Source organism: Sphingomonas hengshuiensis, from assembly GCF_000935025.1.
GTDB classification, from domain to species: Bacteria; Pseudomonadota; Alphaproteobacteria; order Sphingomonadales; family Sphingomonadaceae; genus Sphingomonas; species Sphingomonas hengshuiensis.
Map to the genome: position 1 here is coordinate 3,642,468 of NZ_CP010836.1, position 13,253 is coordinate 3,655,720.

A 13,253-nucleotide genomic window follows, 5' to 3' on the forward strand; every position below is an offset into this window, starting at 1 on the left:
CCTATTGGTACAGCGACCCGGCGTTGACGATCGGCTGGGTATCGCGTTCGCCGCACAGCACGACCATCAGGTTGGAGACCATCGCCGCGCGGCGTTCGTCGTCGAGCTCGACGACGTTCTTCGCCGAAAGCTGGGCCAGCGCCATTTCGACCATGCCCACGGCGCCCTCGACCAGCGTGGTGCGTGCCGCGACCACTGCCTGTGCCTGTTGCCGCCGCAGCATCGCGCCGGCGATCTCCTGCGCATAGGCGAGGTGCGTGAAGCCGCATTCGTCGACGGTGATCCCCGCAACCGTCAGCCGCGCGATCAGTTCGGCGCGCAGCTCGCTGCCGACCTGTTCGTGGTTGCCGCGCAGCGTGACTTCCTGATGCTCGAAATCGTCATAGGGATAGCGCGAGCCGATGGTGCGCACCGCCGCCTCGATCTGGACGTTCACGAACGCTTTGTAGTCATCGACGTCGAACAGCGCCTGCGCGGTGTCGGTGACGCGCCACACGACCTGCGCCGCCATCTCGATCGGGTTGCCGCGCAGATCATTGACCTTGATCCGCTCCGAAATCATGTTGTTGGCGCGGACCGAGAGCTTTTTCTTGCTCATCCACGGCCAGGTCCAGCGCAGCCCGGTGGTGCGATCGGTGCCGCGATAATCGCCGAACAGCGTGATGACGACGGCCTGGTTGGGCTGGAGCAGGTAGAAGCCGATCCCGACGAACAGCGCGAGCAGCGTCGCACCCAGCAGCGTCGAGACGACGAGGGCGTCGGGCATGCGATCGATCTGGGTTATTGCCGCCACGGCCAGCACGAGCGCCGCGAACAGCACCGCCAGCATCGCATAGCCGCTCCTGCCGTGCGACACGCGCTCGCTGCTCTGCCGCAGCGCGTGCGCTGCCCCCCGAACATCGGTCATCTGAAAAGCCCTCCGGTTAATTGTGATATTATCTTTATATCGCAATCGAGCGAGTCGCAAGCCGAAACGAAAACGCCGCCGGGGTCTCCCCCGGCGGCGTTTGCTATGGTCGTTCCGGCCTGGCGACCGGGCGAGGCGATCAGTTGAGGACGATCGTCACTGCACGGCGGTTCTGCGCCCAGGCGCCTTCGTCCGAGCCCATCGCGATCGGGCGTTCCTTCCCATAGCTGATCGTCGTGATCCGCGCCGGCGAGACGCCGCGCGCGGCGAGATAGTTCTTCGCGGCGTTGGCGCGGCGATCGCCCAGGCCGAGATTATATTCGCGGGTGCCGCGCTCGTCGCAATGCCCCTCGATCGTGATGCGGGTTTCGGGGTGCGAGGCCAGCCAGGTCGCCTGGGTGTCGAGGATGCGGCGCGCCTCGGGATCGATATCATATTCGTCGAGCGCGAAATGGACGGTGTCGCTCGCGACTTCGCGCTTGAACTGCTCGTTGAGCGCGTTCGAGCCATATTGGTCGTTGTCGCCGCCATAATTGGGCTGGGTCGTGGTCGTCTCGCCCGGCGTCGGCGGCAATTCGGGCGGACGCTTCTTGGCACAGCCCGCGGTCGCCACGAGGGCTACCGCGAGAACCAGGCTGGTCGTGATCTTGGCCATCATGTTTCTCCTCTTGAAGGGGTCGCCCGCTCCGTTGCAGGCATTACGCTTACGTACCGACTTTGGTTCAACCATGGCCGATCAGGGGCGGATCGGGCCCCAATGCGGGTCCGATCCGTCGAGCGGCGTAGGAATCTTGCGCGAGGTCGAGCCGGTGAGGTCGACTGCCCAGAGATCGGGGCGCCCCGAACCCTGTGCCGAGCGGAAGAACATCAGCACGCGGCCATTGGGCGACCAGGTCGGGCCTTCGTCGCCCCAGCTATCGGTCAACAGCCGCTCGCCGCCGCCCGAGGGGTTCATCACCCCGATGCGGAAGCCGCCGCCGATGCGGGTGAAGGCGATCAGGTCGCCACGCGGGCTCCACACCGGCGTGGCATAGCGCCCGCCGCCGAAGCTGATCCGGCGCTGATTGCTGCCGTCAGCGTTCATCACATAAAGCTGCTGGGTGCCGCCGCGATCGCTTTCGAAGACGATCCGGCTGCCATCGGGCGAATAGCTGCCGCCGGTGTCGATGCCGGGCGCGTTGGTCAGCCGCTGCGGCTCGCCGCCGCTGGTGGCGACGCGGTACAGGTCGGTATTGCCGCTGACCGCCATCGAGAACAGCACCGAACGGCCATCGGGCGAGAAGCGCGGCGCGAAGTTCAGATTGACGTTCGACACCAGCAGCTTGTTGCTGCGCGCCGCCATGTCATAGACATAGATTGACGGGCGGCGATCCTGATAGCTCATATACACGATCGCGTTCTGCCGTGGCGACATGCGCGGGGTCAGCACAATGTTCTGGCCGTTGGTCAGGAAACGGTGGTTGGCGCCGTCCTGGTCCATGATCGCGAGCTGCTTGCGGCGCTTGCCCTTGGGGCCCTGCTCGGCGACGTAGACGACCAGGCTGTCGAAATAGGGGCCCTCGCCGGTGAGCCGGGTATAGATCGCATCGGCGCATTTATGCGCGGCGCGGCGCCAGTCGGCGGGGGTGACGACGAAGCCCTGGCGCACCAGCTCGCTGCGCGCCGCCATGTCGTAGAGATAGCAGCCGATCGTCAGCGAGCCATTGCCATTGGCGCGGACATAGCCCTGGACCAAAGCCTGGCCGACCACCCCGCCCCATGCGGCATAATCGGGGCTGGTGACCTCGGAATAGGCGATGGCACGCGTCGCGCCCGGCCCCATCGTCTTGAACAGCCCGGTGTTGCGCAGATCGTCGTCGATGATCTGCGACAGCTTCTGCCCGAGCTGGTCGGTGGGGCCCGCCGCGGTCTGCACCACCGATGCCGTGGGCATGGCCGGGATGATGATCGGCAACGGCGCGGACATGCCGCCCTCGACATCGACGACCAGCTCCGAATCCTGGGGCGGGCCCGCGGGCGTCTGCTGCCCCTGCGCCGGTGGCGGCAGGCGGAGCGTCGCGGCGGGGACGTCCTGCGCCTGTGCGGCACTTGCCGTAGCGAGCGCGAGCATCGCCGCGCCGATCATCCAATTGCGCATCGTCTGATACTCCCTCAACCCTTGATCCGGTATCGTAGCGTAAAGCTCTGCCACCCGCCCGGCACGGCATAAAGTTCGGGCGGCAACCCCTCGAGCGGCGCGCAGCCCGCGAAGATCGCGCGGACGGCATCGTCGACGCGAGTCACATAGCGTTCGTTGCTGCCATCGACGCCGTCATGCCCGGTAATCCGGGGCGGGCCGGCCAGCGAGCCGTCGCGATTGATGCGCAGATTGACCACTGCGCGAATCCGCTCGGCACCCGGCCCCGGCAGCACCTGGCGATCGGCGCAGGGCTGGACCTGGCGCTGGATCGCCGAGCCGATATTGGCGCGCGCCTGAGTCGACATCGTCGCGGCGGGGGGCGTGGTCGCAGTGCCCTGGCGATTGTTCGAGCGGCCGAGGTCGAGCCCGTCGAGATTGCCCGTCGGGCGGACGTCGCGGCGCGGCTGTTGCCGCGGATTGGACGCGGCGGCTGCGGCGGCGGGCTTCCGGGTCGGCGCGGGGGCGGCCTTGGACGGCGCGGCAGGTTTTGGCGGCGTCGGCTGCGGCTTCGCGGCGGGCGCCGGCTTGGCCGCAGGCTTGGGTGGTGCGGGCTGTGGCTTTGCGGGAGCGGCGGGCTGGGGCGGCGCGGGTTGCGGGCGTGCGGCCTCGGGCTGCGGCGCTGGTTCCGGCGGCGCGCTGTCGGGCTCGACCGGCGCCTCGACCGGCGATTTCTTCGCCGCCTCGGCCTCGCTGCTGATCACCGGCGCGGTGCTTTCGAGGCCGACGTCCTCGGCCAGCGAAATCTCGATCGGCTGGGGTGCGAGCTTGGCCGGATCGGGCGCGCGGAAGCCGAGCGACAACAGCCCGAACAGCGCCACATGGGCGACTGCGGCAATCGCAAAGGCTCCGGCTTCGGTCCGCGTCATGGCGTTACTGGGCTGTCGCTTCGGTGAGCAGCGACACGCGGTTGAGCCCGACGCGGTTCAGCTCGCCCATCACGCGCATCACCTTGCCATAGCCGAGCCCCTGGTCGGCGCGCAGGAAGATCTGCGGCGGCTTGCCATCGGCGCCCGGGCGCGCGGCGACTGCCGCCAGCGCCGCGGGGAGCGCGGCGTCGGTCACGGGGGCATCGTCGACAAAGACCTGTCCGGCATCGTCGATCGCAATCTGAACGGGCTTCTGGTCCTGATCGAGCGGCTTGGCGCGGCTCTCGGGCAGGTTCACGGGCACGCCTGCGGTGAGCAGTGGCGCGGTGACCATGAAGATGATGAGCAGGACGAGCATCACGTCGACCAGCGGCGTGACGTTGATCTCCGCCATCGGCGCCCGGCGCCCGCGCGATTTGCCGGAAGGGAGGTGCATGGCCATGGGTTAGATCCTCCCCGGCACGGGGAGGATTGAGACGGCACCCCCGCTCACGCTTCCAGCTCCAGACGGCGGCTGAGCGTGGCGTGAAATCCGTCGGCGAAGCGGTTCAGCCGCGCCTCGACGCGGTTCACCGAGTGCGAATAGCGGTTATACGCGATCACCGCCGGGATGGCGGCGAACAGCCCGATCGCAGTGGCGAACAGCGCCTCGGCAATCCCCGGCGCGACGACCGCAAGCGACGTGCTCTGCTGCTGCGCGATGCCGGTGAAGGCGCGCATGATGCCCCAGACGGTGCCGAACAGCCCGACGAACGGCGCGACCGAACCCACGGTGGCGAGGAAATTGAGCCGATCGGCGAGGCGATCGACTTCCTGCGCGACCGTCGCGCCCATCGCGGTGGCCAGCCGTTCGCGCGTGCCTTCGCGATCGATCGTCTTGCCTGCGGTCGAGCGGCGCCATTCGGTGACGCCCGCGGCAAAGATCCGCACGATCGGCAAGTCGCGGCTGGCGACGCGGCGGTAGAACTCGTCGATATCGTCGGCCTCGCGATATTCGGCCTCGAACCGGTCGCTCGCCTTGCGCACGCCGCCGATCCGCATCCCGAAGCTCAAGATGATCGCCCAGGTCCACAGGCTGGCGAGCAGCAGCCCCAGCATCACCGCGCGGACCACCCAGTCGGCCTGGAGAAACAGCCCAATCGGCGACATCGTCGCGGCGTCGGTGCTCAGGAATTCCATTGCGTTCTCAGTTCCCTGTCCAGAGCAAAGGCTCGAAAGCGGTGACCCATTCCGCCGGCTGGCGGCGCGCCCTGCCGCCTGGCGTGACGAACGCCACCTCGACATCGGCGTCGGCCACTAATTTCGCGCCGCACATGACTCGTTGATGAATATCGACTGCCGCGGCCCGCAAACGCACCAGCCGGCTGATCACCGTCAGCGTATCGCCGAGCCGCGCCGGGGCCCGATAGCGGACGCCAAGATCGCGCACCGCATAGGCCCCCTCGCCCGCTTCGAACGCCGCGCGCTGATCGATCCCGACAGCCAGGAGCATATCCGAACGGGCACGCTCCAGATATCGCAGATAATTGGCGTGATAGACCACGGACGTAAGGTCGGTGTCCTCGAAATAGACACGCAGGACGAAATGATGCTCGGCCCCGATGAATCGGCCTAGGGGTTCAAGCGGGTCCGCCATATCCCGCCCCTAACGCACGGCGGGCCGAGACGGAACCCGTGGCGGCTTCGGAAACGCCCGCGGGACGTATTCGAGCGGCGTACCGGACATGTTGCGCCCCTGCGCACGCAGGGAAATGGCGGGCGGAATAAACCGAGCGATCCGGGGAAGATCGCTCGACGCGGCGTGGTGGACAGGGCTGGATTCGAACCAGCGTACGGGAAACCCGGGCAGATTTACAGTCTGCTGCCTTTAACCACTCGGCCACCTGTCCAGGCGCCGCCGCGTCGAGCGAGGGCGGTCCATTGCCGAAGCGAATAGGGCCTGTCAACGCCTTGCGCGGCGTAACTGTGCCGCATAGCGTCGCTGCAACCCATCTTTCCCCTCAGGAGGCCTATGCGCGCCTTTACCGCCACTGCCATCGCCGCCGTCGCCCTGATCGCCAGCCCGCTGGCCGCGCAGAGCGTCGATCGCGCCGAAATCGCCCGCATCATCGACGAAGGGTTCAACCATTCGCAGATCATGCAGACCGCCCAGACGCTGATGGACGGCATCGGCCCGCGCCTGACCAATTCGCCCGGAATGCGCCGCGCCGAGGACTGGACGATGGCGCGCTATCGCGACTGGGGGCTGAAGAACGTCCACAAGGAAGGCTTCGAATTCGGGCGCGGATGGTGGGCCGAACGGTTCAGCGCGCGGATGGTGAGCCCGCGCCCAATCGAGCTGACCGCGATGGCGATCACCTGGACCCCCGGCACGCCGGGCCGGGTGAGCGCCCCCGTGATCGTCGCCCCGATCACCAGCGTCGATCATTTCGCCCGCTACAAGGGCAAGCTGGCAGGCAAGATCGTGATGGTCACGCTGCCCGATGACGGATCGGAGCCCGGCGCGGCGCCGTTCAAGCGCTGGAGCGGCGAGGAACTGGCGAAGTTCGACACCTATGAGCAGCCCAAATATGATCCCGAAGCCGCCGATCGCCGGATCAAGCGGCTCGATTTCGCGACCAGGCTCGACGCCTTTCTGAAGGCCGAGGGCGCCGTCGCCTATGCGACCATGTCGAGCCGCGACGGCAAGCTGCTCCATGGCAACGGCTATCTGTTCGGCACGGGCGAGACGCAGCAGGTGCCCGGATTCGAAATCGCCGCCGAGGATTATCGCCGCCTTGCCCGCCTCGCCAAGGTCGGCCCCGCCCCCGTCGTCGAGCTGGAAAGCGTCGTCCATTTCGAGGACGCCGATACCAAGGCGTATAATGTCTTCGCCGACATCCCCGGCACCGACCCCAGCGGCGCCTATGTCATGGCCGGCGCGCATCTCGATAGCTGGACCGCGGGCGACGGCGCCGCCGACAATGGCGCGGGCACCGCGATGGTGATGGAGGCGGCGCGCATCCTCCAGGCGATGGGGGTGAAGCCCAAGCGCACGATCCGCTTCGCGCTATGGGCGGGCGAGGAACAGGGGCTGCTCGGGTCGATGGCCTATGTCGAACAGCATATCGCCACCCGCAAACCCGCGGCAGGCGCGCCGAGCACGGGCCTCGCGCGCTTCTATGGCTGGGCGAACCGCTGGCCGGTGACGCGCCAGCCGGGCTATGGCCAGCTCGCCGCCTATTTCAATCTCGACAACGGATCGGGCAAGATTCGCGGCATCAATGCCGAGAATAACCTTGCCGCAGTGCCGATGCTGCGCGAATGGCTGTCGCCGTTCGGATCGATGGGCGCGAACACGGTGGCGATCCGCAAGGTCGGCGGCACCGATCACGTCTTTTTCTCCGCGGTCGGCATCCCCGCCTTCCAGTTCATCCAGGACCCGCTCGATTATGGCAGCCGCCTCCACCACACCAGCATCGACACGTTCGATCATCTCAAGCCCGCCGACATGCGGCAGGCCGCTGTGATCCTCGCCGCATTCCTGCTCCAGGCCGCGAACGCCGAAAAGCCGCTGCCGCGCGGCGCTTTCCCGACCGAGCCGAGCGTGACCGATCCGTTCGGCTATCCCGATCCGAGCGACCTCGACTGATGGCGAAACGAGGACATCGCCCGAGCCAGGCGCCCGCATCGCGCCCGCGCTTCTATGGCCGCCACGCCGTGCTCGCCGCACTGGCCAACCCCGAACGCAATGTGCGCAAGCTGTGGGGCACGCGCGAGGCATTGGGCGCGCTCGACATCCCGCCGGTGATCCCGATCACCTATGCCGATGTCGCCGATCTCGCGCGACTGGTTCCCGGCGACGCGCCGCACCAGGGCATCGTCGCCGAAGTCGATCCGCTCGAGGAAATCTGGCTGGGCGACCTGCTGGATCAGGGTGCGGGCGACCGCCGCCCGCTGGTGGTGCTCGACCAGGTCACCGATCCGCACAATGTCGGCGCGATCCTGCGATCGGCGGCGGCGTTCGACGCGCTGGGCATCATCACCCAGGATCGCCACGCACCGCCCGAATCGGGCACCGTCGCCCGCGCCGCATCGGGCGCGCTGGAGAATGTGCCCTGGGTCCGCGTCGTCAATCTGGCGCGCGCGCTGGACGAGATTGCCGAGGCGGGCTTCTGGCGGATCGGGATGACCGGCCATGCCAAGGGCACGCTGGCGCAGGTGATGGGCGAAGGCCGCATCGCGCTGGTGATGGGCGCCGAGGGCGAAGGGATGCGCCAGAATACAGAATCGCATTGCGACGAGCTCGCGCGGCTGCCGATCTCGCCCAAGGTCGAGAGCCTGAATGTGTCCAACGCCGCCGCGGTGGCGCTCTATGCCATCACAGCGCGCGGATGATGCCGCCGCTCCGCCGCGCGATCGCCGCCGCGATCCTGGTGCCGCTGGCGCTTGCGCTGGCCGCGTGCCTGTTCCTGCCGGGCAAGTTCCAGTCGACGCTGACGATCCATGCCGATCGCAGCTTCGCCTATAGCTACACCGGCGAAGTGGTCGCGATCGACCTGACCGGCGCGATGACCAAGGCCGTATCGGGCATGGCCGATGCGGCGGAGGATGGGAGCGCCACGCCCTCCGACGAGGCGACCGACGCCGCCGAGGACCCGGCGAAGAAGGACGCGGAATATCGCGAACTGGCCGAGCAGGTGCGCAAGGAAGCCGGCTACAAGACCGTCGAATATCGCGGCAACGGCGTGTTCTACGTCGACTATGCGCTCAGCGGGCGGCTCACGCACAATTTTCTGTTCCCGTACAATCAGGACGCGGGAATGGTCTTCCCGTTCCTCGCGGTCGAGCTGCGCGGCAAGGACGGTGTGCGGATCAAGGCCCCCGGCTTCGCCAAGTCGGAGGGCAAGGGCGCGATGGGGACCGGCGACGATGCCATTGCGAAGCTCGACGGCAGCTTCACGCTGATCACCGACGCCGAGATCGTAAGCCAGAACAATGAAGACGGGGCAACGACCGTGCCGGGCGGCAAGTCGATCACCTGGAAGGTCAACAGCCAGACCGACGACGCTCCGATGGCGGTGCTGAGGGTGGCGGGGCTTTAGCGCCCGCCGGCCCGGCTCAATCCTCGGCGGCGATCGTCACCTTCAGCCCGTCCAGCGCGTCGGTGAACGGGATCTGGCACGACAGTCGCGACTGGTCGTTGCGATCGGACGCGCTATCCAGCAGGTCATTCTCGTCTTCGCTCATCGGCGGGAGTTTGGCCGCAAATTCCGGGTCGACATGGACGTGGCACGTGGCGCAGCTGCAGCAGCCGCCGCACAGTGCGAGCAGTTCGTCGAAGCCATTGTCGCGGATCACCTCCATCACGCTCAACCCAGTGTCCCCGTCGACGGTGCGTTCTTCCCCTTCGCGGGTGACGACAATCAGCTTCGGCATCGCTATCTCCTGTATTCCGGCGGGTCCATGCCGCCGATCCCCCAGCAGTGCAAGGATCGCCTAGATGGGATTGAGCGCCGAACAGCTTCGAACCGCGCTCGACGCGCTTGCCGCGATCGAGCCCGCCTTCGCCGCGGGCCTCGCGCGCGCGGGCTATCCCGAGCCGCGGTTGCGCGACCGCGGCTACGAGACCCTGCTGCGCACGATCATCGGCCAGCAGGTCAGCGTCGCCGCCGCGCAGTCGATCTGGAACAAGCTCGCCGCCGCGCTGGGCGACCTGACCGATCCCGCCACCGTCGCCGCGGCATCGGACGAGACGCTGCGCGCCGCCGGGCTGTCGCGGCAAAAGGCGAGCTATGCCCGCAGCCTGGCGGAGGAAGTCAGCAGCGGCCGGCTCGACCTGCACAACCTCCCCGCAGACGACGAAGCCGCCATCGCCGCGCTGACGCACATCAAGGGCATCGGGCGCTGGTCCGCCGAAATCTACCTGTTGTTTGCCGAGGGGCGCCCCGACATCTGGCCCGCGGGCGACCTGGCGGTGCAGATCGAGATCGGGCGGCTGCTCGGCCATGCCGAGCGCCCGTCGGAAAAGCTGCTGCGCACCCTCTCAGAACCCTGGCGGCCCCATCGCGGCGCCGCGGCGATCTTTGCCTGGCACCATTACAAGGTCGACATGGACGTGATCTGAGCGGCCCCCGCCTCAGCCCTGGTCGGCGCGCACCGCGTCGAGGATGCTGAGCGCGGCAAGCACCGCGGCGAATGCGATCATCGATCCCGCGACGAGATACAGATAATTGCTTCCGATGATGTCGAGCATGGGACGGTCTCCATAAAACGATACCGTCCAGCATCGCCGCCGCGCGCCGCGCTTCCTTGATCCAGGTCAAAGAATGCCGCGCCCTCGCGCGCCAGGCCTGCGCGATGCCGCATCTTTTCCTGCCCGACCTCGCCGAGCGCGCCGTGCCGCGCTACACCAGCTATCCGACCGCCGCCGAATTCCACCCCGGCATCGGCGCGCGCGAACAGGCGGACGCGCTGGCGGCGGTTGCGCCGGAAACGCCGGTCTCGCTGTACGTCCACATCCCCTTCTGCCACGAAATCTGCTGGTATTGCGGGTGCAACACCGGCGCGATCGGCCGCGGCGACCGAGTCGCGGCCTATCGCGACGCGCTGCTGCGCGAGATCGAGAGCGTCGGCGGCCGGATGCTGGGACGCGTGGTCAGCGTGCATTTCGGCGGCGGCAGTCCCAACGCCCTGCCCGCCGCCGACCTGCTCGCGATCGCCGCCGCGCTGCGCACGCGCTTCGACATCGCGCCCGATGCCGAATGGGCCGCCGAGCTCGACCCGCGCACGCTCAACGCCGACTATGCCGTCGCGCTCGCCGCCGCCGGGATCGGGCGTGCCAGCCTTGGCGCGCAGACCTTTGCGCCGCAGGTCCAGCGCCGGATCAACCGCATCCAGCCGTTCCGCGACGTTGCGCGGGCGGCCCACGACCTGCGCGCGGCAGGGATCGGGCGGATCAACCTCGACCTGATGTACGGCCTGCCCGGCCAGTCGCTCGACGACATCGCCGCGACGCTCGCCCAGGCACAGGTGATCGCCCCCGATCGCGTCGCGATGTTCGGCTATGCGCATATGCCGCGGATGCTGCCGCGCCAGCGGATGATCGACGAGAGCCTGTTGCCCGACGCGCGCGCACGATTCTGGCAGAGCGCGCTCGCGCATGACCTGCTGGTCGAGGCCGGATATCGGGCGATCGGCTTCGATCATTTCGCGCGGCCCGGCGACAGCCTCGCCGTCGCCGCGCATAGCGGGCGGCTGCGGCGCAATTTCCAGGGCTTTACCGATGATCCCGCGGCGATCGTCATCGGGCTGGGCGCCTCGTCGATCAGCCAGTTCGACGGGCTGCTCGTCCAGAACGAGAAACATGCCGGGCGCTATCGCATGCTCGCGGGCAATGGCCTGCTGGCCGGGGTTCGCGGCGTGGCGCGCACCGCCGACGACCGGATGCGCACCGACATCATCGAGCGGCTGTTGTGCGACGGCAGCGTCGATGCCGCCGAAATCGCGCTGCGCCATGGCCAGCCGGTGCAGGCGCTTTCCGCCGCGCTGCCGCCGCTGAAGGCGCTGCGCGACCAGGGCGTGATCGCGCTCGACGGGTGGCGAGTCGCGATCCTGCCCGCGGGGCGCCCCTATGCCCGCCTCGCCGCGTGCGCGTTCGACGCCTATCGCGCCGCCCCGCCCCAACGCTTCAGCCGCGCGGTATAGGGGAGCGCCTTGGGATATTTCCCGATACCCGGCGCCCGATCCCGCCCCTAGCCTCGCTCCATCCTCGAAAGATGGAGACCCCAATGAAGAACGTGCTGCTGCTGATCCATGACGATCCCGGCCAGGAGGCGCGGTTGCAGGCCGCGCTGGACCTCACCCGTGCGTTGAACGGGCATCTGGTCTGTGTCGACGTGACGATCGTGCCCGTCGCCATCGACGATTACGTGCCCAATGGCGGCTCGGCGCTGTTGCTTGCCGACGAACGGGCGCGCGAACGCGTCAATCGCGCGACGCTGGCGAAACGGCTCGCGCATGAGGACGTGTCCTATGACTGGCAGGACGTTACCGGCGACCTGAGCGGCGCATTGCGCGCGGCGGCGGGGCTGGCGGACGTGATCGTCATCAACCGCCAGCTCGAGGGGCTGCATTTTCCCGACATGCGCGGCCTCGCCGGCGACCTGCTCGTCCGCGCCGAAACCCCGGTGCTGGCAGTCCCCGAGACGGCGCGCCGCTTCGATGCGTTCGGCCATGCGCTGGTGGCGTGGGACGGCTCCAAGGCCGCCGAGGAAGCGCTCCAGGCGGCAGTGCCGCTGCTCGCGCTGGCCCGCGCCGTGACGCTGGTCGAGATCGACGACGGCTCGCTCAAATCCTCCGCGACCGAGGCGGCGAAATATCTGTCGCGCCACGGGATCGAGCCGGTGATCCGCCACGTGCCGACCAGCTTCGAACGGACCAGCGACGCGCTGCTCACCGAAATCGCGACTCTCCACCCCGCCTATCTGGTGATGGGGGGCTATGGCCATAGCCGCGCGCTGCAGGCGGTGTTCGGCGGAGTCACGCGCCGGATGCTGTGCGAAAGCCCCGTGCCGCTATTGCTGGCGCACTGACATGGACGCGATCACCACGGGCGCACGCTCCTCCGAACCGCTCCGGCAGCTCGTGGTGCTCGGCCACCCCTCGCCCAACAGCTTCAACCGCGCGATCGCCGAGACCTATTGCGCGGCGGTGCGCGAATGCGGGCAGATCCCGATGCTGCGCGATCTCTATGCGCAGAAGTTCGATCCGGTGCTCCACGCCGACGAGACGCCCGGCGCCGGGATCGAACGCTGGCCCGATGTCGCGGCCGAGCTGGACTATGTGCGCTCCGCCGATGCGATCGTGCTGATCTACCCGATCTGGTTCGGGACGCCGCCCGCGATCATCAAGGGCTATATCGATCGCGTGCTCGGCGCGCGGGTCCGCGCCGAATCGCTCAAGGCGGGGCTGCCCAGCCCGTTGCTCGTGGGGAAACGGTTGCTGACGCTCTCGTCCTCGGCGACGACATTGCCCTGGCTCGAGGAGAAGGGCCAATGGGTTGCGCTGCGCCAGGCGTTCGACGCCTATCTGGTCGCGGCGTTCCAGATGCATTCGAGCGAGCATGTCCATTTCGACTCGATCGTCGACGGCTTGCCCGAGGCCGTGGTGTACGAGCATCTGGAAAGCGCGCGGACGGCGGCGTTCAAGCTGTCGAGCGACCTGCTCCATGCGCGCCATTCAATACACGCACAGGCGGCGCTGGCCCGTCGCGTCGCCGAACGCGCATGATCCGAACGCGCCGATGGAGTGCTCGATAAAA

15 protein-coding genes and 1 tRNA gene are annotated in these 13,253 nt (G+C 68.0%); 7 read left to right on the forward strand and 9 right to left on the reverse strand.

The window, feature by feature from the left end; all coding sequences use genetic code 11:
* Position 1: 1 nt before the first annotated feature.
* From TS85_RS16365 to TS85_RS16400, 8 genes are all read right to left on the reverse strand, one after another.
* Entirely contained in the window at positions 2-907 is a 906-nt protein-coding gene (locus TS85_RS16365) for an SPFH domain-containing protein (protein ID WP_044333694.1), read from the reverse strand.
* A 139-nt stretch (positions 908-1,046) separates the two neighbouring features.
* The gene (gene pal, locus TS85_RS16370; RefSeq protein ID WP_044336446.1) at positions 1,047-1,562 is read right to left on the reverse strand and encodes a peptidoglycan-associated lipoprotein Pal; all 516 of its coding nucleotides are present in this window, start codon (positions 1,560-1,562) and stop codon (positions 1,047-1,049) included.
* A gap of 81 nt (positions 1,563-1,643) precedes the next feature.
* Positions 1,644-3,044: a Tol-Pal system beta propeller repeat protein TolB gene (gene tolB, locus TS85_RS16375; RefSeq protein ID WP_044333695.1), complete on the reverse strand. Its 1,401-nt coding sequence runs from the start codon at positions 3,042-3,044 to the stop codon at positions 1,644-1,646.
* A gap of 14 nt (positions 3,045-3,058) precedes the next feature.
* The gene (locus TS85_RS16380) at positions 3,059-3,952 is read right to left on the reverse strand and encodes a hypothetical protein (RefSeq protein WP_044333696.1); all 894 of its coding nucleotides are present in this window, start codon (positions 3,950-3,952) and stop codon (positions 3,059-3,061) included.
* A gap of 4 nt (positions 3,953-3,956) precedes the next feature.
* Complete coding sequence (tolR, locus tag TS85_RS16385) at positions 3,957-4,394, reverse strand: protein TolR (protein ID WP_044333697.1); 438 nt, start codon at positions 4,392-4,394, stop codon at positions 3,957-3,959.
* 47 nt (positions 4,395-4,441) lie between these two features.
* The gene (gene tolQ / locus TS85_RS16390; protein WP_044333698.1) at positions 4,442-5,131 is read right to left on the reverse strand and encodes a protein TolQ; all 690 of its coding nucleotides are present in this window, start codon (positions 5,129-5,131) and stop codon (positions 4,442-4,444) included.
* Positions 5,132-5,138: 7 nt separating this feature from the next.
* Positions 5,139-5,588, reverse strand: a complete 450-nt coding sequence (locus TS85_RS16395; RefSeq protein ID WP_044333699.1) for a YbgC/FadM family acyl-CoA thioesterase — start codon at positions 5,586-5,588, stop codon at positions 5,139-5,141.
* A 166-nt stretch (positions 5,589-5,754) separates the two neighbouring features.
* Positions 5,755-5,841: transfer RNA gene (locus TS85_RS16400), tRNA-Tyr, on the reverse strand.
* Between the two features lie 122 nt (positions 5,842-5,963).
* Here TS85_RS16400 and TS85_RS16405 point away from each other — a divergent pair.
* The 3 genes from TS85_RS16405 to TS85_RS16415 are packed head-to-tail and all read left to right on the forward strand — an operon-like array spanning position 5,964 to position 9,036.
* Positions 5,964-7,583: a M20/M25/M40 family metallo-hydrolase gene (locus TS85_RS16405; protein WP_044333700.1), complete on the forward strand. Its 1,620-nt coding sequence runs from the start codon at positions 5,964-5,966 to the stop codon at positions 7,581-7,583.
* On the forward strand, positions 7,583-8,329 hold the full coding sequence (rlmB, locus tag TS85_RS16410) for a 23S rRNA (guanosine(2251)-2'-O)-methyltransferase RlmB (RefSeq protein ID WP_044333701.1): 747 nt from the start codon (positions 7,583-7,585) through the stop codon (positions 8,327-8,329). Before TS85_RS16405 ends, rlmB begins: the two co-directional genes overlap by 1 nt.
* The gene (locus TS85_RS16415) at positions 8,326-9,036 is read left to right on the forward strand and encodes a hypothetical protein (RefSeq protein ID WP_227698518.1); all 711 of its coding nucleotides are present in this window, start codon (positions 8,326-8,328) and stop codon (positions 9,034-9,036) included. The genes rlmB and TS85_RS16415 overlap by 4 nt, the downstream gene beginning before the upstream one ends.
* Positions 9,037-9,052: 16 nt before the next feature.
* Here the strand turns inward: TS85_RS16415 and TS85_RS16420 are convergent, their stop codons facing one another.
* Positions 9,053-9,370 (reverse strand): 2Fe-2S iron-sulfur cluster-binding protein, encoded by a 318-nt coding sequence (locus TS85_RS16420; RefSeq protein ID WP_044333703.1) that lies wholly within the window; start codon positions 9,368-9,370, stop codon positions 9,053-9,055.
* A gap of 64 nt (positions 9,371-9,434) precedes the next feature.
* Between TS85_RS16420 and TS85_RS16425 the strand changes: the two genes are divergently transcribed.
* The 4 genes from TS85_RS16425 (at position 9,435) to TS85_RS16440 (ending at position 13,222) form a co-directional block, all read left to right on the forward strand.
* Complete coding sequence (locus tag TS85_RS16425; protein WP_044333705.1) at positions 9,435-10,058, forward strand: DNA-3-methyladenine glycosylase family protein; 624 nt, start codon at positions 9,435-9,437, stop codon at positions 10,056-10,058.
* Positions 10,059-10,291: 233 nt separating this feature from the next.
* On the forward strand, positions 10,292-11,638 hold the full coding sequence (hemN, locus tag TS85_RS16430) for an oxygen-independent coproporphyrinogen III oxidase (protein ID WP_044336448.1): 1,347 nt from the start codon (positions 10,292-10,294) through the stop codon (positions 11,636-11,638).
* An 83-nt stretch (positions 11,639-11,721) separates the two neighbouring features.
* Positions 11,722-12,525: a universal stress protein gene (locus TS85_RS16435; protein ID WP_044333706.1), complete on the forward strand. Its 804-nt coding sequence runs from the start codon at positions 11,722-11,724 to the stop codon at positions 12,523-12,525.
* A 1-nt stretch (position 12,526) separates the two neighbouring features.
* Complete coding sequence (locus TS85_RS16440; protein WP_044333708.1) at positions 12,527-13,222, forward strand: NAD(P)H-dependent oxidoreductase; 696 nt, start codon at positions 12,527-12,529, stop codon at positions 13,220-13,222.
* Positions 13,223-13,253 lie beyond the last annotated feature (31 nt).